The organism is Cytobacillus sp. FSL R7-0696 (genome assembly GCF_038006865.1).
GTDB classification, from domain to species: domain Bacteria; phylum Bacillota; class Bacilli; order Bacillales; family Cytobacillaceae; genus Cytobacillus; species Cytobacillus kochii.
In genome coordinates, this window is record NZ_JBBOWA010000001.1 from 3,388,049 (window position 1) to 3,412,250 (window position 24,202).

Below are 24,202 nucleotides of genomic sequence, written 5' to 3' on the forward strand. Positions count from 1 at the left end.
CGATGAGAATGGTGGACATCATTGAGAAAAAAAGGGATGGTCATTGCTTAACGACAGCGGAAATTAACTATTTTATTCAAGGCTATACAAATGAAACAATTCCTGATTATCAAGCAAGTGCACTTGCTATGGCGATTTATTTTCAAGGAATGGATGAAAGAGAAACAGCTGATTTAACAACGGCAATAGTTAAATCAGGCGATGAAATCAATCTTTCAAACATTGATGGAATCAAAGTCGATAAGCATTCTACTGGGGGTGTAGGAGATACTACTACGCTTGTATTAGGGCCGCTAGTAGCTGCTGTAGGTGTGCCGGTTGCAAAGATGAGCGGAAGAGGTCTGGGCCATACAGGTGGAACCATTGATAAATTAGAGGCTATAGATGGATTTCATGTGGAGATTGATAATGACGAATTTATGAATTTAGTCAATCGTAATAAACTAGCAGTCATAGGTCAAAGTGGAAACTTGACACCAGCTGATAAGAAGCTCTATGCGTTAAGAGATGTGACTGCTTCTGTTAATAGCATCCCTTTAATTGCATCAAGTATCATGAGTAAAAAAATTGCTGCGGGTGCAGATGCAATTGTTTTGGACGTGAAAACGGGTTCAGGTGCATTTATGAAAACGATTGAAGAAGCAATTGCTTTAGCAAAAACAATGGTGAAAATCGGGAATCATGTTGGTAGACAGACAATGGCTGTCATCTCAGATATGAGCCAGCCCCTTGGCCTTGCAATCGGTAATGCTTTAGAAGTAGAAGAAGCGATTAATACTTTAAAAGGAGAAGGCCCGGAAGATTTGACTGATTTATGTTTAACTCTTGGAAGTCAAATGGTCGTTTTAGCGAAAAAGGCCGATTCGTTAGAAAGTGCGCGCACGCTATTACAAGAAGCAATCAGTAGCGGTAAAGCGTTAGAGACTTTTAAAACATTTATCCAATCTCAAGGAGGAGATGTTGCAGTCGTTGATGACCCATCTCTACTTCCACAGGCAAAATATCAAATAAAGGTAGAAGCTGCACAGAGTGGATATATTTCTGAAATTGCTGCAGAAAAACTTGGTACTGCGGCAATGATGCTTGGTGCGGGTAGAGCAACAAAAGATTCTATTATAGATCTCGCAGCAGGCCTCCTTCTTCATAAAAAAGTTGGCGATTCTGTCCAAAAAGGGGAAGCGTTGCTAACGATTCATAGCAATATGGAAGATGTTGAAGAAGTGAAAGATATCCTTATTAATCATATTAAAATAGTGTCAGAAGAAGTAACAGCACCAACATTGATACATCAAGTCATCACTGAATAAAAATACTAGAAAAAGCTTAAAGGAAATAAAACCTTTAAGCTTTTTTATTACAATTTAACTGAAAGATGCTCATTCTTAGAATATTTCCTTCGAATCATGCCCACATCAAAGTATACAAGGTCTCATTCCATCCCTCTTACCTTCCGAACTTTTTTCATAGTAAAACACGGAATTTTTCATTTATAAAATGTAGTTTATGGTATTTTCATTGGTATAAATTATCAACAAATGGTAATCATGGAAACTATAAAGAATGGAGGGTTTGTGCGATGAAGCGAATAGTAAGTGTATTTTTTATATGTATTCTCATGGTTTCTACCATAGCACCACAAGTATTTGCACGTGAAAGCGAAAAAATGACTGAAGAAGAAGTTGTGAAAAATGTAAAGTCAGCTATTTTAATTGAACGAGATACAGGCAAAGTGCTGTATGAAAAAAATAGTGATGTTCAATTACCACCTGCAAGTATGACGAAAATTATGACGATGCTTTTAATTATGGAAGCAATCGATGAAGGCAAACTTAAATGGGATGAAAAGATTAAGACAAGTGAATATGCTGCTTCAATGGGTGGTTCACAAATTTTTCTTGAGCCTGGAGAAGAAATGACAACAAAAGAAATGTTACAAGGGATTGCAATCGGTTCTGGAAATGACGCTTCTGTTGCTGTAGCAGAACGATTAGCCGGTACGGTAGATGACTTTGTCAAAATGATGAATGCAAAAGCAAAAGAGCTAGGTTTAAAGGACACTGTATTCAAAAATCCTACAGGCCTCCCGGTAACGGATCATTTTAGTACGGCTCATGATATGGCGATGATGGCAAAGGAATTACTGAAGTATGAAGATATTACTAACTTTACCGGTACTTACGAGGCTTATTTGCGTGAAAACACCGATAAAAAGTTCTGGTTAGTAAATACGAATAAATTAGTGCGTTTTTATCCGGGTGTAGATGGTCTTAAGACTGGATTTACTCAAGAAGCAAAGTATTGTTTAACAGCGACAGCTGAGAAAAATGGCATGCGTGTCATTGCGGTTGTTTTTGGTGCACCTAGCTCAAAAGAGAGAAATGCAGAAGTGACGAAAATGCTAGACTATGCTTTTAATAAATATGAAACACATGCCATGTATAAAAGGAATCAAGCGGTGGCAAAAGTGAAAGTATCAAAAGGTGAAAAGAAACAAGTAGAAGCATTAACAAGCGAACCCATTTCAATATTAGCTAAAAAAGGTGAAGATATTAAAAACGTGAAACAAACGGTTGTACTCGATGAGAATATGAAGGCTCCTGTTAAAAAAGGTGATGAAGTCGGCAAGATTATTTTTGAAAAAGACGGAAAAACAATGGTTAAAAGTCCTTTAGTCGCAAGTCAAGATAGTAAAAAAGCCAACATTTGGACATTATTTAAGCGTTCAATGGGAATGTTTACGAAAGTATCAGAGTAATATGTCGAATCGAGTGATGACAAGTCCTGTTTTAGCGAATAAACACTAGTTTTGTCTTCATGAAGGAAAAACAGTTCATAGTATAGAATTGGACTCACTAAAGGCAGGTTGATATTCTATATGTGTCAATCCTGTCTAATCCATAGAGACAACTGATTACAAAGGAGGCTATGGTTAGTGAGTCTAGCAATTAATTTAGAAATAAAAAACAACGTATTATGTATTCGTTTAAGCGGGGAGCTTGATCATCACTCTGCGGATGAATTAAGAGCAAAAGCAACAAAAACGATTGAGGAACACGATATCCACCATATTATTCTTAATCTGGAACAATTAACATTCATGGATAGTTCTGGACTTGGAGTAATTCTTGGCAGATATAAACAAGTGAAACAAAAAAATGGCGAAATGGTTGTATGTGCAATTTCTCCATCTGTAAAAAGACTTTTTGATATGTCTGGTTTATTTAAAATTATTCGCTTAGAACCTACTGAAGCGTTTGCCCTGCAACGATTGGGGGTGGCGTAAGTGAAAAATGTTATGCAAATGCAGTTTACTGCTCTCAGTCAAAATGAATCATTTGCTCGCGTAACAGTGGCAGCTTTTATTGCTCAGCTTGATCCAACAATGGATGAATTGACAGAAATTAAAACCGTTGTCTCAGAAGCTGTAACGAACGCTATTATTCACGGCTATGATATGAGCCCAGATGGCATTGTACACATTTCAGTAACCATTGAAGAAGGAATAGTCGAACTGTCCATTAAAGATGAGGGTCTCGGTATTATGGATATAGAAGAGGCAAGACAGCCTCTTTATACAACAAAGCCAGAGCTAGAGAGATCAGGCATGGGCTTTACGATTATGGAAAATTTTATGGACGAAATTAGTATTGTATCACACCCAGGTGAAGGCACAGAGGTCCGTTTAAAGAAGCATTTATCAAATAGTAAAATGCTATGTAATTAAGGAGTCTTGCTATGGATGTGGAGGTTAAAACAGGAAAGACGCAATATTTAAAAGATCATGAAGTTAAAGAGCTCATTGGTAAAAGTCAAAATGGTGATCAAGCGTCTAGAGATTTGATTGTCCAAAAGAATATGCGCTTAGTATGGTCAGTTGTCCAGCGCTTCCTCAATCGAGGATACGAACCAGATGACTTATTTCAAATTGGCTGTATTGGATTGTTGAAATCGGTTGATAAATTCGATTTGAGTTATGATGTGAAATTTTCTACTTACGCTGTTCCTATGATTATTGGTGAGATCCAACGTTTTATAAGAGACGATGGAACAGTTAAAGTCAGTCGTTCACTTAAAGAACTCGGAAATAAAATTCGGAAAGCAAAAGATGAGTTATCGAAATCATTAGGTAGGGTGCCAACCGTATCAGAGATTTCTGAATTCCTTGATATCCCAACAGAGGATATTATCATGGCCCAAGATGCTAGTCGACTTCCCTCGTCAATTCATGAAACCGTGTATGAAAATGATGGTGACCCTATTACTTTGCTTGACCAAATAGATGATGGGGATGAGGGGAGATGGTTCGATAAAATCGCGTTAAAAGAAGCGATAAATGAATTAGATGAAAGAGAGAGACTGATTGTTTATTTGCGCTATTATAAAGACCAAACACAATCAGAAGTAGCAGTCAGGCTTGGTATATCACAAGTACAAGTCTCGAGGCTTGAGAAGAAAATATTGAAGCAAATGAAAGAGCATATGGACTTATAGTCTATATGCTCTTTCATTTGCTTCTTTTAAGTGAAGAGAGTCGAGGTTTATAAATTTACTAATAACAAGCAAGCAATATCAGTGTGAGGAAATTATTGGATTTCATGAAGTGAAATACCTTTACTCATACTATATGCAAGGAAATCTTTGTGTGGGAAGTGAAAGGATGGAACGTATCGTTTATTTACGCTTGCGACATCGATTGCAGGTTAAACCGCACGAAACTATCGTTTTATCGGATGTTGCGCAATTGATTGCAGATGACGAAGTTTACGATAAATTAGCTAATCTCTTGTTATACCGTGTGTCTAAGGAAGATAAAAATATTATCATTATTGATGTTATGCAGGTAATTAAGCATATTACAAAATGTTTTCCGAGTTTGGAAATCCAAACGGTTGGACCGACACAGATTATTGTTGAAGTTGCCGTGAAAAGAAGAAAAGTCTCACTTCCATTGTTTATGCTAATATGGTTTTTATTATTTTTTGGTGCCGCTCTCACCATCATGAATTTTCATGAAGACGTTAGTATGCAAGAAGTTCAACTAAAGATTTATACATTGATTACAGGTGAAGTCGATAGTCGGCCATTGATTTTTCAAATCCCATACTCAATAGGATTAGGCTTAGGAATGATTCTCTTCTTCAATCATGTATTTAAAAAGCGTTTAAATGAAGAACCTAGTCCTTTAGAGGTAGAGATGTTTAATTATCAAATGGATTTGGATAATTATGTTGCCCTACATGAAAACAAAGAGAGTATGAAGAATATTGATGAGCGGTAAAATTATCTTTGCCATCTTTATAGGCTTAGCGAGTGGTATAGCTGTAGGTGGTGGAGTAGTTGCTTTCTTATCTGTCTTAGGAATTATTCCACGACTTACACAACTAACAAAAACAATGAAGATGATTCATGCTTATGAATGGGCAGCGGTGTGCGGGGTGATCGCTGGGGCTGTAGCTTCCATGTGGGAGCCAGTACTACAAGCACCGCCCTTTATACTTATTCCGATTGGTCTATTATGTGGAATCTTTGTAGGAATGCTTGCAGCTGCACTCACGGAAGTTCTAAATGTCTTCCCTATATTGGCTAAACGCATTGGTGTAGAAGGAAAAATTGTCTATTTGTTAATGGCTTTTGTTTTTGGGAAAATTATCGGATCTTTATTTCAATGGATATATTATGTCAATCTGTAGGTTTGCTCACTTAGAAAGGGAAATGGCGATGAAAGAACGGAGAAAAGTCATATTGATTACAGATGGAGATGAGTTTGCAAAACGAACGATTGAGCTCATTGCTCATGATATAGGTGGTAGTTGTATTTCTGCTTCTCAAGGAAATCCAACGAAACTGTCTGGTGAAGAAATGGTGCAATTAATTAAAAAAGCACAATCAGATCCTGTTTATATCATGTTTGATGATAGTGGTTATATCGGAGAAGGTCCAGGAGAGAAAGCGATGACTTTCGTTGCCAAGCATCCTGATATTGAAGTCATTGGTGCAATAGCTGTAGCATCAAGGACTCACCACGAGGAATGGACAAAGGTAGATGTAAGTATTGATCGCTTTGGTGAATTGACAGAATATGGTGTTGATAAATCTGGCATAGCAGATATGGATGAAGGAAGAATAGTAGGAGATACCGTTTATTGTCTTGAGATGTTAAATATCCCTTTTATCGTCGGTATTGGTGATATTGGTAAAATGGCAAGAATTGATTCAATTGAAGCCGGTTCACCCATTACGAAACAAGCTGTTGAACTTATATTGGAAAGGAGCGGTATGTTATGAGCGAAAAAGAAAAAATAAGAAAGAGACCATTGCCGACATCCGTCAAAGAAGTTGAAGCGTACATGCAGGACCATGTAGGTCTTGGAACAAGCTTTGACCTTGGAGTGAGAAAGCTTAAAGTATTAAAAAAGGATGTTCATTTATACTTTATTAATGGTTTAACAGAGACACAATTTATCATTGAAATTGTTGAAGAGCTTGTAGGGATTAATGATAAAGAAAAATTATCGACCCATCTCTTTGATATTGTAGAGAACCGTATCGTTCATCAAGCAGTTGATCGTATTAAGACAATCGATGAGCTCGTTGACCAAGTATTATCAGGGCTTATTGTTATCGTGATGGAAGGCGAAGGTACTGCTTTAGTAATAGACGTAAGAAGTTATCCAGGTCGAACACCACAAGAGCCTGATACGGAGAAGGTAATTAGAGGTTCTCGTGATGGTTACGTAGAAAACATAATTGTCAATACCGCCCTAACAAGAAGAAGAATTCGTGATGAACGATTAAGGTTTGAAATGCTCCATGTTGGTGTAAGGTCAAAAACTGATATTTCCTTAGGCTATATTGAAGGGTTAGCTGATCCCAACCTAGTAGAAGTGTTACGTAAAGAACTTAATGAAATCGATATCGATGGGCTACCCATGGCTGATAAAACGGTAGAAGAATTCATCCTTCATCAAAGTTATAATCCATTTCCACTTGTTCGGTACACTGAAAGAGCGGATGTTGCGGCCACTCATTTGATGGAAGGTCATATCGTGGTTTTTGTGGATACATCGCCTAGTGTGATTATCGCCCCAACGACTTTATTTCATCATTTGCAACATGTAGAGGAATATAGACAAGCCCCGGCTGTCGGTACTTTTGTTAGATTTATGAGGTTTATCGGACTTGCTGCTTCTTTATTTTTCCTACCATTGTGGTTTTTATTTGTCTTAGAACCGTCTTTGCTTCCGGATGCTATTGATTATATCGGTCCAAATGAACAGACAAATATCCCTGTTCTTATTCAATTATTATTAGCGGATTTAGGAATAGAGTTTTTAAGATTAGCTGCTATCCATACACCGACCCCATTATCAACAGCAATGGGACTAATAGCCGCAATACTTATAGGGGAAATTGCGATCACTGTTGGGTTGTTTGTACCTGAAGTTATTCTCTATGTTTCTGTTGCGGCAATTGGGACTTTTGCCACCCCGAGCTATGAATTAAGTGTGGCAAATAAACTTATTCGTATGCTCTTGTTAATATTAGTTGCAATTTTTCATACACCAGGTTTAGTTGTTGGAATTACGCTATTTATTCTTTTCCTTGTGTCCATGCGTTCGTTTAGAACACCATATTTATGGCCATTCATTCCATTTTGCCCTGGCGCTATCGTTCATATTATTTTTAGAAGAGCCGTACCAGGGTCAAAAATTCGACCAAGTATTACCCATTCTCGCAATCGTTTTAAGCAGCCACCAAAATAATTGGGTAAATGGCGATTGCAGGCATATGGGAATTATGGTAAAGTATGTTCAACTGAATAAAGGGTTAAAGGATAACAGAATAGACAGTTTCTTAAGGATTCTGTCTATTTCTTCATTTTAGTCCGATAAAAATAAGCATCAATTCTTTGATTAGAGAAGTAATGGACGAAAGAGGGGAAAGCATGTTTTTTCACGGTACATCAAAGGTAAATGACAAAGGACACTTAGAAATTGGCGGTGTTGATACAGTAAAATTAGCTAGTAAATATGGCACACCTGTTTATATTTATGATGTAGAGTTAATAAGAAGAAGAGCACGTGGATTTAAGAAAATGTTTGAGGAAAATAATATGAAGGCACAAGTAGCCTATGCAAGTAAGGCTTTCTCTTCTGTAGCGATGATTCAGTTAGTGGAAGAAGAAGGATTGTCTTTAGATGTTGTTTCTGGAGGAGAACTATACACTGCCATTAGAGCGGATTTTCCAGTTGAACGTATTCATTTTCATGGGAATAATAAAAGCCGTGAAGAATTAGAAATGGCGCTTTCCTATAATATTGGTTGTATCGTCATAGATAATTTCCATGAAATGAACTTATTAGAAGAAGTAGCTTTATCAATGAATAAGCGCGTCGATGTGTTACTACGGATTACTCCAGGAATAGAAGCACATACACATGATTATATTTTAACTGGGCAAGAAGATTCTAAATTTGGTTTCGATTTACAAAATGGACAGGCAGAGGAAGCATTAAAAATCGCCCTTAATTCCCAACACATCCATTTACTTGGCTTCCATTGTCATATTGGTTCACAAATCTTTGAACCAACTGGTTTTATCCTTGCCACACAAAAAATCTTTGCCAAATTGAAAACTTGGAGCCAAGAATATGATTATGAATCTGAAGTTCTTAATTTAGGTGGAGGATTTGGGATTAGATATACAGAGGAAGATGAACCACTCGCCCCAGAAACGTATGTAGAGGAAATTATCAAGGAAGTTAAAAAACAAACAAGCCATCACGGGATGACTTTACCTGAAATATGGATTGAACCTGGAAGATCACTTGTTGGTGATGCTGGTACAACCATCTACCAAATTGGTTCATCAAAAGATGTTCCGACTGTAAGAAAATATTTGGCTATTGATGGAGGAATGAGTGATAATATCCGTCCGGCTCTTTACCAGGCACAATATGAAGCTGTTCTTGCTAATCGTGTACTAGATGAAATAGAGGAAAAAGTCTCTATCGCAGGTAAATGTTGTGAATCCGGAGATATGCTTATTTGGGATTTGCCACTTCCGAAGGCTGGAAACAACGATTTGTTAGCTGTTTTTTGTACAGGTGCATATGGTTATTCAATGGCAAATAATTATAATCGTATCCCTCGTCCACCTGTTGTGTTTGTGGAAGATGGAGAAGATCGATTGGTCATTAAAAGAGAATCTTTTGAAGATATGGCACGTCTAGATTTACCTTTAAAAAACAAGGTTAATCAGTAATTAACATGAACCAAGAAATTTAGGTGGGTTTCTAGAATCTTCATAAGGGACTCACCTATTATTCTCCTTATTTGGCTAACTCCTTCTTTTAACATATTGGAATGTAGAAACCTTTCATGTACAATGAAGGTGAATGTATATCAAAAGGGGAGCTACTGAAGAAAGTATGGATAAAAAAAGTAATATTATGTTATTTGTCTTTATTTTAGGTATAGCTTTTATATGGGGGCTTATTTATTGGTTATTTATTGCCCCGCAATCATAACTAGTTCCATTTCAATCCATAGATACATATGATAAAATAGTTTAAGTTAGTTGTGAAATGGAAATAATAGCAAATAAACGGTTTTACTAATAATGAGGGGTTATCATGTTAATACGCTATAAAAAGTCTTTTGAAAAGATTGCTATGGGACTTTTATCTTTTATGCCAAAAGAAAAAGTATTAAAGCAGTTGTTACAGACGATTAAAGAGTATGAAAGTGAAGAAAATCTGCAATTGTTTTTGTGGAAAGAAGACGAAGATATTATTGGGCTAGTTGGTGTATGCTTATCTGATCATCATATTGAAGTTCGTCATATATCAGTCAACCCTTCTCATCGTCAGCAAGGAGTCGGTAAGTCGATGATAAAAGCATTAAATGACACTTATCCACATAAAGAACTAACAGCGGACAATGTAACAGAAGCCTTTTTACAGAAATGTGAAGAGATAAATAAAGGCAGCGAATAATTTTCGCTGCCTTTTAGCGCTGTCTTTGGAGGGCTTTCTCTCTCTCTGCGATGACATTTGATCGATCTCTTTTCATATGTCGATGTACAATTTCTGCGTTTTCAAGATTGCTTTTCTGTCCCCATCTGAATCCCTTAGAATCACATGTCTTTTTGACTTCATCTAATAAGGAAATATCGTTTATAGGGAAGTAATAGCTTTTATAAGGAAGGGCCTTATCAATTTCTTTTTGTATTTTGTGTATATCATTTAACAATTGTTGATGGTCAATACCAAGTTGTTTGACTTCATTTGGATATGACGAAAGAATCAATGCTGCTTTTTGCAATGTTTTTTTAGCACCATGAAAATTCCCTCTACGATGATGATAATTAGATACGGCTACTTGAATCAAGCCAACCCAGAGGGATTGCTTGTTTCGATTGTCTACTTCTTTCCAATACTCCTCTAAAATTTCGTGGCATTCAAAATAATCACGATCTCCGTGATAATGAGCTAAATAGTCAATAAAAGCTTGGGGATGCAAAGTTACACTCCTCCTCTCAAACATACAGTCGATTAATTTCATGGTATCATATAATAATGTTGGAAAAAAGAAATGCCTGGCAAATTACAATGCCAGGCAATGTCTATTTACATTAAAATAACCAAGAAGCGCCTACGATAATAAGTAGGATGAATAGAACAACGATTAAAGCAAAGCCTGCACCGAAACCGCCACCATAGCACTCTTCTTCTCTATGATGATTGTCACCACAATTTTCTCTGGACATATTTATACCTCCAATAGTACCTAATTGTCATTACCTTCTCATTGTATGTGCGTAGTTTGTCTCATGTTTGGGCTTAGGATAAAATAAAAAGTAAGTTTCTAAAAGTTGATAAAAGAGTCCGTTGTGGAAGAAAAGAATTATGTTGGATTCGCTACGTTGAATCATCTATACTGTATAGAGTAAAGAAATAATTTTATAGAAATTTTGGTGGAACATATGGAGCATTATAATGTGAAGATTAACGCCTTCGAAGGGCCGCTCGATTTATTACTGCATTTAATTAATCGGCTCGAGATTGATATATATGATATTCCAGTAGCAGAAATTACTGAACAGTATTTAATCTATATACATACCATGCAAGAATTAGAGCTGGATGTAGCAAGTGAGTATTTGGTTATGGCTGCCACGTTACTCGCTATTAAGAGTCAAATGCTACTCCCAAAGCATGAAGAAGATAACTATGACGAAGATATTGATATGGAAATGGAAGAAGATCCACGAGATGAACTCGTTGAAAGATTAATAGAGTATCGCCGTTTTAAAGAAGCAGCCGAGGACTTAAAAGAACTTGAACAAGAAAGAAGCTTATTATACACAAAAGCACCGAGTGACCTTTCTGACATGGCAAAAGAAGTGAAAATGGAACAGACCCATGTCGACGTATCGCTTTACGATATGTTAGGTGCGCTGCAAAAGTTATTAAGAAGAAAAAAATGGAAAGAACCGCTTGCAACGAAAGTAGCTAGGCAGGAAATTCCGATTGAAAAAAGAATAGACGAAGTTATACGTACACTTAGGAAAAGTAATGGCCGTAAAAACTTTAATGATTTATTTACTGCACATTCTAGAGAAGAAGTTGTTGTAACCTTTCTAGCTGTTCTAGAGTTAATGAAAAGACAGGCTGTGCTCGTTACGCAAGATAATAACTTTGCAGAATTGTATGTAGAAGTAGCGGAGGGAAAGTAAGTGAGTAAGAAAGAAAATTGGAAAGCCATTTTAGAAGGGCTTTTATTTGCAGCAGGAGATGAAGGACTTAATTTGAAATCGATCGCTTCGGTATTTGAAGTGAGTGATCAAGAGGCAAGTGAAAGAATGAATCAATTAATGACTGAGTTAGCAAATAACCAAGGACGGGGATTACAAATCATTGAAATTGGTGGGTCGTATCAATTAACAACTAAAAAGGAATTAGCTGACTATTTAAAGAAACTAGTGGAAGCTCCTTCTTCCCATTCTTTATCGCAAGCTTCTTTAGAGACATTAGCGATTATTGCTTACAAGCAGCCCATTACAAGAATTGAAATCGAGGAAATTCGTGGAGTGAAGACAGAAAGACCATTACAAACACTTGTGGCAAAAGCATTAATCAAAGAAGTAGGAAGAGCTGAAGGTAATGGTCGTGCATACTTGTATGGCACGACAAAGGGTTTCTTAGATACATTTGGATTAAAAAGTTTAAAAGAGTTGCCAAAGCTACCTGATCAAGGAGACGAAGAGTTTGAGCAAACAGAAGCAGATTTGTTCTTTGATACATTAAATAATGTATAAGTGGAATAATTCTGAACAATCAACAGCTCATTTATGTTAATATAAAAACATTAAGGGTGATTTACTTGTTTAGCATAATTAAACATCAAAGGCATATATACATAATGTCAGATGGTACAAACGAAAATGAATCCCTTAATAACAATTATGTCATCAGCAAACTTCATTATTATCAATCACGAAGCTTATCAAAAAGTAGATTGAATCTGAAGGAGGGTTCTGATTGTTCATTCTGCAATTGAAAGGATGGTCGCTTGAAAAAACTCTTCCTAATTCCTTCGAAGATTTTTTTAATAAAAGTGAAGTCATTTATGAGGAAGATGGAGAGGAAAGAAAATTCACATTAACTTATTTGCAGTACTTTGAAGAAAAGCTTGATCAATTGACATCATTTGAACAGTCAGTAAGTGATAGAACTTTTAAGGATATTGCAGCGCTAGCTTCTCTTCTCAATCATCCGGAATTGAAGCTGAGAAAACGGTTATTTATAAGTGATGAGACCGCTTTTATACGCTTATTTGAGGGATTTGATTTTAAGCAAATATCTAACATAATAGAAACAATGATGCAGAATAAATGAAGAGCTGATATAAACAAATTGGCTGAAGAACAAAATGGATAAAAGAGTAGCTAAATACACGGGAGGAAAATGATGGGAAATTCTATAGTTGAATCACAAATGGAAGATGTGCAACAATTCCTTAGTAATACGGTAAGCACTTTTGAGAACTTCTTAAATGAAACAACCTTGTCGGTACTTAAAGAGGAAGGACAGGGTGATGAGCGATATTATAAAAGCATTTTATCCAATTTGAGAAAGCTTCTAGTGTTTTGCGAGGAAGGTCATGAAGCATGTCGCATCATACTCATGAGTGATCAATTTCAGCGGGGAGCAGCTGAGCAAACATTGTATAAACTTTACCATCATTGTATTGAAGAGTTTTTTTCACCTAAAAATGATGCGTGGTATGAGAATAGTCGTTCAGCGTATACAGGAAAGAATTCAATTCGTTTTCATCACGAAGTACCCGTTCGCCTTGAGAACTTATTTAGAGGATTAGAAAGCGATTTCCAAAAGATAAGAGAAGAACTAGAATACTACGAAACAGATTATCGTACCAAAATGATGCAATCAAAATAAATATTGAAATACTTTAGAATGAGCTAAGGCACGGACAAATTTGTTCGTGCTTTTTTGTGCCTATAGCGTTCAAATGATAAGCATCAGTAGAATGGCAAAAAACGATATTATTTATCATTACTATACATATGATGTAATGAAGAGGAGGGATGTAGCTTGAATCATCGCATGAATGAATACTTAAAGAATGTGTTTCAATGGAATGAAGATATGAGGGCTTTTTTAGAGAGTGAAAATATTGAAGAGAGCAATGAGCTATGGGATAAACTTGATCATATGACAGCCATTATGGAGACAATTGATCATAATATGGGAGACAAGGAAATAGAAGAAATTCACGAAAAAGTAGAAGAACTTCACGGTGAGATGGAACAGTATTTCAATCACCGATTATCTCTTGGACAAATTTATGTCAATGAAGTAAGTGTTCAAGCAGGAAAGCATGAACTTCCACCTTTACCTTATGGATATAATGCATTAGAGCCGTATATCTCAGAAGAAATCATGAGATTACATCATGATAAGCATCATAAAAGTTATGTGGATGGACTGAATAAAGCAGAAAAAGAATTAGAAAAGGCGAGGAATTCGGGCGATTTCTCTCTAGTTAAACATTGGTCAAGGGAATTGGCTTTTAATGGATCAGGACATTATTTGCATACGATATTTTGGGGAAATATGAGTCCGCAAGGTGGTGGAGAACCTACGGGGGAATTGAAAAAAGAAATAGTCAAATACTTTGGTAGCTTTGAAGCTTTTAAAAAACATTTTACAGAAGCGGCAAAGCAAGTAGAAGGTTCAGGTTGGGCCATTCTTGTTTGGTCTCCGAGAGCTAGACATTTAGAAGTTTTACAATCTGAAAAACATCAAAACTTAACACAATGGGACACGATTCCGTTACTAGTGTTAGATGTTTGGGAGCATGCCTATTATTTACAATATAAAAATGACAAAGGTGCTTATATTGATAATTGGTGGAATATTGTAAACTGGGACAATGTTTCAAGAAGATTTCAAAAAGCACATGAAATGAAATGGCAACCTTATTAAGAAAGTAGCACAAGAAAACAGGCAGTTGCTTATGTTTTTACACCCCGCAAGAGTATTGAGCTCTCAACTCTTGCGGAACCTCAATCATAGTCAGTCAACAAAGTCCAAGTGATCCAACAGTTTACAATACCCGTATCCTTACCCCAATTTGAATGGATAGTTCAACTCCTTTTGATGAACGGTTGATAAAATACAGACTACTAATTTATGAACCGATCGCCATGAATCTGTCATAACAGAACTTGTCCTGCATAGAATTGTACAAACCATAAAATGAGACGGGGTTTGTGCGATGAAGAAATGGAAAAACCTAATCACTATTCTCATAATGTCCACCTTATTGCTTAGTTTAAGTCCACAACTAGTAGAGGCGAAACCCTCTGTTAGTGCTAGAAATGCAGTATTAATCGAACAGGAATCAGGTAGAATCATTTATGATAAGGCAGCCAATGATAAAAATCGGATAGCTAGTATAACAAAAATTATGACAGCAGTATTGGCGATTGAATCAAATAAGCTAGACGAAAAAGTAAAAGTAACTGATACGATTTTAAAAGTAGAAGGCTCATCCATTTACTTAAAACCGGGGGAAGAAATCAAACTAGAAGATTTAGTTTATGGCTTAATGCTTCGCTCGGGTAATGATGCGGCAGTTGCGATTGCAGAGTATGTAGGTGGAAGCTTAGATGGCTTTGTGTATTTAATGAATCAGAAGGCTGAAGAAATAGGCATGACAAATACGCATTTTGAAAATCCACATGGGCTGGATGATCATGAAAATCACTATTCAACTGCCTATGATATGGCGTTGCTTACTCGCTATGCAATGAAAAATGAGACGTATCAAAAAATAGCAGGGACAAAATCGTATCGATCTGAAAACAGAGATTATAGCTGGAATAATAAAAATCGTTTATTAACCCAGCTTTATAAATATACAACTGGTGGAAAGACTGGTTATACAAAAAGAGCAAAAAGGACTTTAGTAACAACAGCGACAAAAAACAATCTTGATCTAATTGCTGTTACGTTAAATGGACCGGATGATTGGAATGATCATATTGCCATGTATGAGGGAGCATTTGATCAATATGAACAAGTTGAAGTATTGAGCGAAGGGAGAATTAAGGGAGTAGAATATGCTTTCTACAAAGATAAAGTATCACTACACTCTTCCTTTTCGTACCCGGTAACTGAAAAAGAGAAAGAATCTTTTCGGATTAAATATAATTTTATTGAACCGAAAGAGAGTTGGAGAAAAGGTGAAAAATCACCTGAAATAGTAGGAAAAGCAGTTGTTTACTTAAATGATGAAGCAATTAAAACTTTGCCTATTCACTATAATCAGGATGGAGTAAAAGAAGAAAAAGGAAGATTTTTTGATTACTTTAAACATCTGTTTATAAGGATATTAGGAGTACAACAACATGATTAATGTAATATGGGCAGGATTAGCGATCATTGGTATCGTTTTTGCCATGATTAATGGAACGATAAGTGATGTAAATGAAGCGATATTTAAAGGGGCAAAAGAAGCAGTCACATTATGTATTGGTTTAATCAGCATATTAGTCTTTTGGCTAGGAATGATGAAAATAGCCGAACATGCAGGTTTGTTAGACAAGCTGGCTAAACTATTTAAACCATTCATATCAAGACTTTTTCCGGATGTACCGAAAGATCATCCGGCAATGGGCTATATATTATCGAATATGATGGCCAATTTGTTCGGCTTAGGGAATGCTGCTACCCCTCTAGGGATTAAAGCAATGGAACAATTAAAAGCATTAAATGGTGAAAGTACAGAAGCAAGTCGTTCTATGATCACATTTCTTGCCATAAATACATCTAGTATTACATTAATTCCAACAACAATTATCGCCATCCGTATGAATTACGGGTCAGCTAGTCCAACTGACATCGTTGGTCCTACCCTTATAGCGACAATTTGTTCGACCATTTCCGCTATTTTGATTGATAGATACTTTTATTACAGGAGATCACGAAAAGGATGAGATAGATGGAAATAGTATCTTTAATTTCTCTTTGGTTTATTCCCGTACTTATAGGTTTTATATTGGTCTACGCGACGTTTAAAAAAGTACCGACTTATGAGAGTTTTGTAGAAGGTGGGAAAGATGGGATTAAAATTGCTATCTCAATCATTCCTTTTTTAGTAGGTATGATGGTAGCTATTGCAATCTTTCGAGCATCAGGTGCATTAGAATACTTCCTTGATTTCATCAGGCCATTATTTGTGGCTATCGGTATTCCAGCAGATGTTGTTCCGCTCGCTATTATTCGTCCAATATCAGGTAATGCAGCCTTAGGAATGACGACTGATTTAATAGCTGAACACGGACCAGATTCATTAATTGGAAGAATGGCATCTGTCATTCAAGGGAGTACAGATACAACCTTTTATGTATTGACTGTTTATTTTGGCGCAGTCGGTATTAAGAAGATGGGTGATGCGTTGAAAGTAGGTCTATTAGCAGACTTAGCAGGTTTTATCGCTGCCATCCTTATTGTATTACTTGTCTTTTCATAATGTAGTCTTTTATTTATAAATGAGGAAGCTGAACAAATGAGGATCATTTGTTCAGCTTTTTTTTGTGCATTGTGATAACAGCTTACTACAACGCTTCTTTTATGTTAGAATTGCCTACTAACTGTTCAAATTCAAAAAGAAGGGAATAACTATTGTATACTTAGTTTAAAAATGTACAATTTGGTTAAAAAATGCGCTCTTTGAAAAAACTTGAACTTATGGCATAATTCATATGGACAGTAATAGAGATTTTGAGGTGACTGATAATGGAAAGATTACAGAAAGTCATAGCCCATGCAGGGGTTGCATCTAGGAGAAAAGCGGAGCAACTAATTGTAGATGGCCGTGTAAAGGTTAATGGTAAGATTGTAAAAGAATTAGGGGTGAAAGTGACACCTTCTGATAAAGTCGAAGTCGATGGTATCCCGGTTGAGGGTGAAGAGCCGGTTTATTTTCTTCTATATAAGCCAAGAGGTGTATTATCAAGTGTTGCGGATGACAAAGGTAGAAAAGTGGTAACCGATTACTTTGAACATGTGAAACAAAGAATTTATCCAGTGGGTCGATTAGATTATGATACATCAGGATTATTATTATTGACGAATGATGGTGAATTCGCGAACTTGCTTATGCATCCAAGAAATGAAATTGAAAAAGTATATGTAGCGAAAGTAAAGGGCATTCCTTCTAAAGAAAGTTTAAATCATTTACAAAGAGGTGTCCGCTTGGAAGATGGAAAAACGGCTCCTGCACGAGTAAAAGTGCTTAGTAGTGATAAACAAAAACAAACAGCGATTATCGAATTAACGATTCACGAAGGCAGAAACCGTCAAGTGAGAAGAATGTTTGAGGCTGTAGGTCATCAAGTGCAAAAGCTCAAACGAGAAAGATATGGATTCCTTCAATTGAACGGGCTGTCAGCAGGTGACGCAAGAGAACTTACAGCACATGAAGTAAAGCAATTTAGGGCATTAGCTAAAAAGAGTACAGGTAAATAAATGAAAAAGTCATAGAGTTGTCACATTTCCTTCACACCGTTTACAAGGACTGTTTTCATACTAGTGATATAATAAATACCAAATTGTTAAAATAATGCTAAAAATTTGTGTCTTAACTTTGGGAGGAATTTTTTATGAAAAAACGACGGCTCGTTATGAGGACAGCGATATTAGTGATTCTATTTGCAGCCGTTGCTTACACGCTATATGCAAACTTTAATAAGGATAATGTGCATAAAGTACAAATAGGTAAAGAAGCTCCTGATTTTGTATTAGTCGATATGGATGGAAAAGAACATCAATTATCTGACTATAAAGGCCAAGGCGTTTTTTTGAACTTTTGGGGTACTTGGTGTAAGCCTTGCGAAAAAGAAATGCCATTTATCAACAATCAATATGAGCAATTTAAAGATCAAGGGGTTCAAACAATCGCAGTAAACATAAGTGAATCGAATCTAGCAGTGAACAAGTTTATTGAAAGACATGGCATGAATTTTCCAGTAGTCATTGATAAAAATGAAGATGTAAAGGCAGCATATGGCATCGGTCCATTGCCTGCGACTTTTCTCATTAATCCTGAAGGTGAAGTAGTGAAATATCATACGGGGACTTTGACCGAACCAATGGTAAAAGATTTTATGACGCAAATCAAACCGTAATTATTGGGGAGTTTTTATGATGAAACAAGTAAAGTGTGAATGTGGCCATGTAAATCCTCATGGTACAGTCCTATGTGAATCATGCGGTCGTGTGTTAGTAGAAGAAGAGAAAAGTAAAAAGCTCGTTGATATGCGTTATGAAGGCAGTGCGAGAAGGTCACAAACGTATAACAAAACAATCATCGATAAAATATGGAACTTCTTTTCTTCTGTTAAAGTAGGGGTAACTTTAATCATTATTACATTAGCCGCTTCAGCAATTGGTACCATTTTCCCACAAGAAATGTATATACCGCCTACAGAAAATGCATCCGTTTATTATGAGGATCAATATGGGTTTGCTGGGGAAGTGTATTATACGTTAGGGTTTCACAACCTGTATAGCTCATGGTGGTATTTATTACTCATTGCTTCAATTGGCGTATCTCTGGTTATATGTAGTCTTGACCGTGTCGTACCTCTATATCGTGCCTTGAAAAAACAAAGAGTCGATCGGCATGAAGGGTTTTTAAAACGACAAAGATTATATAGAGCCACAACCTTGGCTTCTATTGAAGAGGATTCATTTGAGAAAATCAAGGTGAAATTAAAGGAAAAACGCTACAACATAAGAGAAGAGAATGGGAGTATACTTGCTGAGAAAAACCGATTTTCAAGATGGGGCCCTTATATAAACCATATTGGGTTAATCATTTTTTTAATTGGAGGCATGTTGCGTTTTGTGCCTGGGATGTATGTTGACGAATTGCTATGGATCCGTGAAGGTGAAACAGTCGTTATCCCAGAAACAAAAGGCGAGTATTATCTGGAAAATCACGAATTTATTCTAGAAACTTATGAAAAAGAAAAAGAAAATGAAGCGTTTACAACAGCGATAGAAAACAATGGTACAGTCGCGAAGAACTTTCAAACAAATGTGAGCCTTTACAAAGAATCTGGAGAAACAATTGCAGGACAAGACCCAGAACTAGAAAAGGTAGAAGATTACGAATTAAGGGTAAATGAACCTTTAAAGTTTGAACAGTTTGCTCTCTATCAACAAAGCTATAAATTAGGTGAGATAAGCGAAATGTCGTTTGCTTTAACGAATAAAGAAACAAATGAAGAATTTGGTCAAATGACGATTGATTTACATAACCCACAAGATGAATATACATTTGAAAATGGATACAGTGTTGAGCTAATGAGCTATTTCCCTGATTTTGAATTTGATGAAAATTCAGAGCCAGTCACGAAATCACGCGTGCCGAACAACCCAGCGTTTATCTTTAAAATGTTCTCACCTGAACATCCTGATGGAGAAGTTAGCTTCGTTGCTATTCAACAAACGATTGAACCATATGGTGATAATGACTTAAAGATGGCCTTTAAAGGAGTAGACACGCAAAATGTTAGTGCTTTGACCGTAAGAAAAGACTTAACACTCCCTATTCTAGCTATAGGTGGTCTCATCTTCATGATTGGTGTTGTGCAAGGTGCATACTGGAACCATCGCAGAATATGGATTAGAAGGTTAGGAGATCAAGTTTTAGTTGCGGGTCATACAAATAAAAACTGGCACGGACTTAAGCGAGAGATCACCCATGTATTTGATGGTAGTGGTATTCAAGAACCGATTGACCAATCAGATGAAACAACAAATAAGAAGGGTAAGGAGGAGTAATAATGGTTGCATTAAGTGGAAATTTATTATTTATCGCCTTTTTGCTCTATTTAGTAGGCACAGCTTTTTTTGCCGGTTCGATTAAGGACAAGAAAGCAAGAGAAAAAGATCATGGACCAAATAAGTGGGCAAAAATAGGTGTTACGATAGCAATTGCCGGATTTATATGTCAAGTAGGTTATTTTATTACAAGATGGGTAGCAGCTGGACATGCACCAGTAAGTAATTTATTTGAGTTTACAACATTCTTTGGCATGTGTTTAGTTGGGGCGTTTATTGTCATTTATTTTGTTTATAAGCTTCCTGCCCTTGGGTTATTTACATTACCAGTGGCACTTCTCCTTATTGGGTATGCTGCCATGTTCCCAAGAGACATAACACCATTGGTCCCTTCTCTTCAAAGTAATTGGCTTCATATCCATGTAACAACAGCAGCGTTAGGACAAGCGATTTTAGCGATTAGCTTTGTTGCTGGCTTAATCTATTTAATCAAAGCAGTGGATCATACGAAAAAAACAAAAGAGGCAATCTGGTTAGAAGTTGTTCTCTTTGGGGTTGTTTGTACACTTGGCTTCATTATCATTTCTTCCGTATTTGGGGCAACAGGCTACAAGTCAGAGTTTCATTGGATTGATAATAATAATGTAGAAGAAACGTTAGAATATCACTTACCTGCTCTCGTTGGGCCTCATGAAGGTGAACATTTAACGCCGGATAAATTTAGCCCATTGGTGGAGACTCCTGGTATCATTAATGCCAAAAAGTTAAATACTGTTTTATGGTCATTGTTTACAGGAGCAATTATCTATTTGCTATTTAGGTTATTTGTTAGAAAACGAATGACACTAGCGTTGCAACCACTAACGAAGAGAGTAAATTTAGATTTAGTCGATGAAGTAGGTTACCGGTCTGTCCTAATTGGTTTTCCGGTGTTTACATTAGGAGCGTTAATTTTTGCCATGATATGGGCACAGATCGCTTGGTCGCGATTTTGGGGCTGGGACCCTAAAGAAGTGTGGGCATTAATTACTTGGTTATTCTATGCAGCATACCTCCACCTCAGATTATCCAAAGGTTGGCATGGTAAAAAATCTGCTTGGCTCGGTGTAATTGGGTTTATTATTATCATGTTTAACTTAATTGTTGTCAACTTAGTTATTGCCGGGTTGCATTCCTATGCAGGATCGTGAAAATTTTGCTAAAATAGAATTGAGCATTAAGGTAGTGCTAGATTTTATGCCTTCACTTCACATGTAGTGGAGTGAAGGCTTTTTTCTATGAAAATAATCTTCATTCTAAAGGAGTGCTATAAATGGATAATGAAGTAAAAGTTTTAGTTGTTGATGATGAAGAGAGAATTCGCCGATTATTAAAAATGTATTTAGAGAGAGAAGACTATGTTATTGAAGAAGCAGAAGATGGTGACGAGGCACTAGATAAAGCCCTAACAAATGAATATGATGTCATTCTTTTAGATCTAATGATGCCAAGTAAAGATGGGATAGAAGTTTGTAAAGAAATAAGAGAAAAGAAAACAACACCAATCATTATGCTTACGGCAAAAGGAGAGGAAGTAAACCGCGTTCAAGGATTTGAAGTAGGTACAGATGATTATATCGTCAAGCCTTTTAGTCCTAGAGAAGTAGTTTTAAGAGTGAAGGCATTACTAAGAAGGTCATCTAAATCTTCTTATGTCCCACCAGAAACGACTGCTAAAGATATCATTGTCTTTCCTTATTTAACAATAGACAATGATGCCCACCGTGTATTAGCGGATGGTAAAGAAGTAAGCTTGACTCCTAAAGAATATGAGTTGCTTTACTTTTTGGCTAAAGCACCAGATAAAGTATTTGATCGTGAACAGTTATTAAAAGAAGTATGGCATTATGAATTCTTTGGTGACTTGCGTACAGTAGACACACATGTAAAAAGGTTGCGAGAAAAATTAAACAAAGTATCCGAGCAAGCTGCTAGAATGATTGTTACTGTTTGGGGAGTGGGTTATAAGTTTGAGGTTGTAAATGAATGAGGTTATGGCATAGTGTTGTAGGGAAACTATGGGCAACTTTTCTTATACTGGTCTCCTTTGTCTTATTTATTTTAACGGTTATGTTGCTGCAATTCTTTGAGAATTATCATATTGATCAAACAGAAAAGGGATTGAAGGCAACTGCCAATAAAATAGCATTGATCTTGGAAAAACATGATCGTGAAATAGGACTGGAAATTGCTTGGGAATTAGTAGATGAAGTGACAAAAGTAATTATTATTGCTGATGATCAAGTGTACTATTCTCCCAATGAAAATCAAACATTTGAGTTGCCACTATCCTATTTACATGGTGATCCAGATTTAAAAGCTGTTTTTACAAAAAATGAATCAGTTACTAAGGTTTCTTCTTATTTAACGGATGGTGGAGAAGGAAATATAGATAATCCTGATATACTGATTAGTGGGGTCCCACTTCCGCCATCAAATGAAAATGATGGTGCAGTATTTATATATCAATCTTTGGAGGTTATGCAAGAAACAACAGAGTCAACGACTAAGTTTACTTTATTAGCCGCTGGGGTAGCGATTATTTTAACAACTATTTTTGCCTTCTTCTTGTCAACGAGGATTACTGCACCACTTAGGAAAATGAAAGAAGCCGTCACAGCAGCATCACGAGGGAATTTTGATACAAAAGTACCTTATCTTTCTAAAGATGAAATAGGTGATCTAGCGATTACCTTTAATCGGATGGGCCGGCAGTTGAAATATAATATTGATGCTTTAAGTCAAGAGAAAGAACAATTATCTAGTATTTTAAGCAGTATGGCAGATGGTGTATTCACCTTTAGTAAAGATGGTGAAATTGTGATAACAAATCCACCAGCGGATCGTTTTCTGCGTCATTGGTCCTATGAACGTGAAGATGGTCTCGTTGATAGTGTACCTGCTTATGTAATGGAATTGTTCCAAACAGCTGTAAATACAGAAAGTGAGAGTATAGGTGAAGTAAATATTCAAGGGCGAACTTGGGTAATGGTTATTAGCCCTTTATATAATGAAACCTTTATTCGGGGTGCAGTTGCAGTTATCCGTGATATGACAGAGGAACGGCAACTTGATAAATTACGCAAAGATTTTATCGCCAACGTTTCTCATGAATTACGGACACCAATTGCTTTAATGCAAGGATATAGTGAAGCAATTGTCGATGACATCGCTGGTACTGAGGATGAAAAGAAAGAAATGGCTAAGGTTATTTATGATGAATCGTTAAGAATGAGTAGACTTGTGAATGAACTACTAGATATCGCAAGAATGGAAGCTGGGCATATTCAGCTTATTCGTGAAGCTGTAGAAGTAAAATCATTTATTCTAAAAGTCACCAGAAAGTTTCAAAGACTGGCGGCTGAAAAGAAAATTATATTGGCTGAGTCATTGGAAGATAAAGGGGTTTGGGCAAGCTTTGATCCTGATCGTATGGAGCAAGTGTTGACCAATCTGATAGATAATGCTATTAGACATACTCCAGAAAGTGGACAAGTCACTGTCGTTCAGCGTAGTAACGAAAAAGGACTAATGATAGAGGTTGTTGACTCTGGATCTGGAATCCCAGAAGAAGATTTACCATTTGTATTTGAAAGGTTTTATAAAGCAGATAAAGCAAGAACAAGAGGAAGATCTGGAACAGGACTTGGCCTCGCAATCGCCAAAAATATTGTCGATACCCATAAGGGGCAAATCACTGTTCAGAGTAAAATTGGACATGGTACGACATTTTCCATCTTTCTTCCGAAAAGTCATGAATGATCAGCGCTGTTCTTGAC

Annotated in this window: 27 protein-coding genes; 25 read left to right on the forward strand and 2 right to left on the reverse strand. The window is 36.5% G+C overall.

Annotation, left to right across the window (positions count from 1 at the left end):
- Positions 1-2 precede the first annotated feature (2 nt).
- The 11 genes from MKX29_RS17525 to MKX29_RS17575 all read left to right on the forward strand — a co-directional run bounded on the left by MKX29_RS17525 (position 3) and on the right by MKX29_RS17575 (position 9,998).
- On the forward strand, positions 3-1,307 hold the full coding sequence (locus MKX29_RS17525; RefSeq protein ID WP_341106805.1) for a pyrimidine-nucleoside phosphorylase: 1,305 nt from the start codon (positions 3-5) through the stop codon (positions 1,305-1,307).
- A 269-nt stretch (positions 1,308-1,576) separates the two neighbouring features.
- Entirely contained in the window at positions 1,577-2,755 is a 1,179-nt protein-coding gene (locus MKX29_RS17530) for a D-alanyl-D-alanine carboxypeptidase family protein (protein WP_341106808.1), read from the forward strand.
- A 177-nt stretch (positions 2,756-2,932) separates the two neighbouring features.
- Positions 2,933-3,283, forward strand: a complete 351-nt coding sequence (gene spoIIAA, locus MKX29_RS17535; protein ID WP_095372696.1) for an anti-sigma F factor antagonist — start codon at positions 2,933-2,935, stop codon at positions 3,281-3,283.
- On the forward strand, positions 3,284-3,724 hold the full coding sequence (gene spoIIAB / locus MKX29_RS17540; RefSeq protein WP_095372697.1) for an anti-sigma F factor: 441 nt from the start codon (positions 3,284-3,286) through the stop codon (positions 3,722-3,724).
- 11 nt (positions 3,725-3,735) lie between these two features.
- The gene (sigF, locus tag MKX29_RS17545; protein ID WP_095372698.1) at positions 3,736-4,491 is read left to right on the forward strand and encodes an RNA polymerase sporulation sigma factor SigF; all 756 of its coding nucleotides are present in this window, start codon (positions 3,736-3,738) and stop codon (positions 4,489-4,491) included.
- Positions 4,492-4,657: 166 nt separating this feature from the next.
- Entirely contained in the window at positions 4,658-5,278 is a 621-nt protein-coding gene (locus MKX29_RS17550; protein WP_224936210.1) for a stage V sporulation protein AA, read from the forward strand.
- Positions 5,268-5,690, forward strand: a complete 423-nt coding sequence (locus tag MKX29_RS17555; protein WP_095372700.1) for a stage V sporulation protein AB — start codon at positions 5,268-5,270, stop codon at positions 5,688-5,690. Before MKX29_RS17550 ends, MKX29_RS17555 begins: the two co-directional genes overlap by 11 nt.
- A gap of 28 nt (positions 5,691-5,718) precedes the next feature.
- On the forward strand, positions 5,719-6,285 hold the full coding sequence (locus MKX29_RS17560; RefSeq protein ID WP_341106810.1) for a stage V sporulation protein AE: 567 nt from the start codon (positions 5,719-5,721) through the stop codon (positions 6,283-6,285).
- Complete coding sequence (locus tag MKX29_RS17565) at positions 6,282-7,763, forward strand: spore germination protein (RefSeq protein ID WP_341106812.1); 1,482 nt, start codon at positions 6,282-6,284, stop codon at positions 7,761-7,763. The genes MKX29_RS17560 and MKX29_RS17565 overlap by 4 nt, the downstream gene beginning before the upstream one ends.
- A gap of 182 nt (positions 7,764-7,945) precedes the next feature.
- Positions 7,946-9,265: a diaminopimelate decarboxylase gene (lysA, locus tag MKX29_RS17570; RefSeq protein ID WP_224936072.1), complete on the forward strand. Its 1,320-nt coding sequence runs from the start codon at positions 7,946-7,948 to the stop codon at positions 9,263-9,265.
- A gap of 370 nt (positions 9,266-9,635) precedes the next feature.
- Positions 9,636-9,998 carry a GNAT family N-acetyltransferase gene (locus MKX29_RS17575; RefSeq protein ID WP_095372704.1) on the forward strand — a complete coding sequence of 121 codons (363 nt, stop codon included), beginning with the start codon at positions 9,636-9,638 and terminating at the stop codon, positions 9,996-9,998.
- A 13-nt stretch (positions 9,999-10,011) separates the two neighbouring features.
- On the opposite strand, the gene MKX29_RS17580 is transcribed toward MKX29_RS17575, so the two are convergent.
- Complete coding sequence (locus MKX29_RS17580; protein WP_341106814.1) at positions 10,012-10,524, reverse strand: DUF309 domain-containing protein; 513 nt, start codon at positions 10,522-10,524, stop codon at positions 10,012-10,014.
- Between the two features lie 112 nt (positions 10,525-10,636).
- Positions 10,637-10,771: a YjcZ family sporulation protein gene (locus MKX29_RS17585; RefSeq protein WP_224936075.1), complete on the reverse strand. Its 135-nt coding sequence runs from the start codon at positions 10,769-10,771 to the stop codon at positions 10,637-10,639.
- 216 nt (positions 10,772-10,987) lie between these two features.
- Here MKX29_RS17585 and MKX29_RS17590 point away from each other — a divergent pair, with 216 nt between their 5' ends.
- The 14 genes from MKX29_RS17590 (at position 10,988) to MKX29_RS17655 (ending at position 24,185) form a co-directional block, all read left to right on the forward strand.
- Positions 10,988-11,740 (forward strand): segregation/condensation protein A, encoded by a 753-nt coding sequence (locus MKX29_RS17590; RefSeq protein WP_224936076.1) that lies wholly within the window; start codon positions 10,988-10,990, stop codon positions 11,738-11,740.
- Entirely contained in the window at positions 11,741-12,322 is a 582-nt protein-coding gene (scpB, locus tag MKX29_RS17595) for an SMC-Scp complex subunit ScpB (RefSeq protein WP_095372708.1), read from the forward strand.
- A gap of 223 nt (positions 12,323-12,545) precedes the next feature.
- The gene (locus tag MKX29_RS17600) at positions 12,546-12,902 is read left to right on the forward strand and encodes a hypothetical protein (protein ID WP_224936078.1); all 357 of its coding nucleotides are present in this window, start codon (positions 12,546-12,548) and stop codon (positions 12,900-12,902) included.
- A 72-nt stretch (positions 12,903-12,974) separates the two neighbouring features.
- Positions 12,975-13,463: a YpuI family protein gene (locus MKX29_RS17605; RefSeq protein WP_095372710.1), complete on the forward strand. Its 489-nt coding sequence runs from the start codon at positions 12,975-12,977 to the stop codon at positions 13,461-13,463.
- Between the two features lie 168 nt (positions 13,464-13,631).
- Positions 13,632-14,513: a superoxide dismutase gene (locus MKX29_RS17610; protein ID WP_341108299.1), complete on the forward strand. Its 882-nt coding sequence runs from the start codon at positions 13,632-13,634 to the stop codon at positions 14,511-14,513.
- A gap of 292 nt (positions 14,514-14,805) precedes the next feature.
- A complete protein-coding gene (locus MKX29_RS17615; RefSeq protein ID WP_341106818.1) occupies positions 14,806-15,948 on the forward strand; it encodes a D-alanyl-D-alanine carboxypeptidase family protein in 1,143 nt (380 codons plus the stop codon).
- Complete coding sequence (locus MKX29_RS17620; protein WP_095372712.1) at positions 15,941-16,528, forward strand: nucleoside recognition domain-containing protein; 588 nt, start codon at positions 15,941-15,943, stop codon at positions 16,526-16,528. The genes MKX29_RS17615 and MKX29_RS17620 overlap by 8 nt, the downstream gene beginning before the upstream one ends.
- A gap of 5 nt (positions 16,529-16,533) precedes the next feature.
- The gene (locus tag MKX29_RS17625; RefSeq protein ID WP_095372713.1) at positions 16,534-17,064 is read left to right on the forward strand and encodes a spore maturation protein; all 531 of its coding nucleotides are present in this window, start codon (positions 16,534-16,536) and stop codon (positions 17,062-17,064) included.
- Positions 17,065-17,330: 266 nt separating this feature from the next.
- Positions 17,331-18,062, forward strand: coding sequence for a 23S rRNA pseudouridine(2605) synthase RluB (rluB, locus tag MKX29_RS17630; RefSeq protein ID WP_224936080.1), 732 nt, complete (start codon positions 17,331-17,333; stop codon positions 18,060-18,062).
- A gap of 134 nt (positions 18,063-18,196) precedes the next feature.
- Positions 18,197-18,721: a thiol-disulfide oxidoreductase ResA gene (resA, locus tag MKX29_RS17635; protein ID WP_224936081.1), complete on the forward strand. Its 525-nt coding sequence runs from the start codon at positions 18,197-18,199 to the stop codon at positions 18,719-18,721.
- Between the two features lie 19 nt (positions 18,722-18,740).
- Positions 18,741-20,384 (forward strand): cytochrome c biogenesis protein ResB, encoded by a 1,644-nt coding sequence (gene resB / locus MKX29_RS17640; RefSeq protein WP_281202307.1) that lies wholly within the window; start codon positions 18,741-18,743, stop codon positions 20,382-20,384.
- 2 nt (positions 20,385-20,386) lie between these two features.
- Positions 20,387-21,574: a c-type cytochrome biogenesis protein CcsB gene (ccsB, locus tag MKX29_RS17645; protein ID WP_224936083.1), complete on the forward strand. Its 1,188-nt coding sequence runs from the start codon at positions 20,387-20,389 to the stop codon at positions 21,572-21,574.
- Between the two features lie 122 nt (positions 21,575-21,696).
- A complete protein-coding gene (locus MKX29_RS17650; RefSeq protein WP_341106822.1) occupies positions 21,697-22,413 on the forward strand; it encodes a response regulator transcription factor in 717 nt (238 codons plus the stop codon).
- On the forward strand, positions 22,410-24,185 hold the full coding sequence (locus MKX29_RS17655) for an ATP-binding protein (protein WP_224936084.1): 1,776 nt from the start codon (positions 22,410-22,412) through the stop codon (positions 24,183-24,185). Before MKX29_RS17650 ends, MKX29_RS17655 begins: the two co-directional genes overlap by 4 nt.
- The last annotated feature ends 17 nt before the right edge of the window (positions 24,186-24,202 follow it).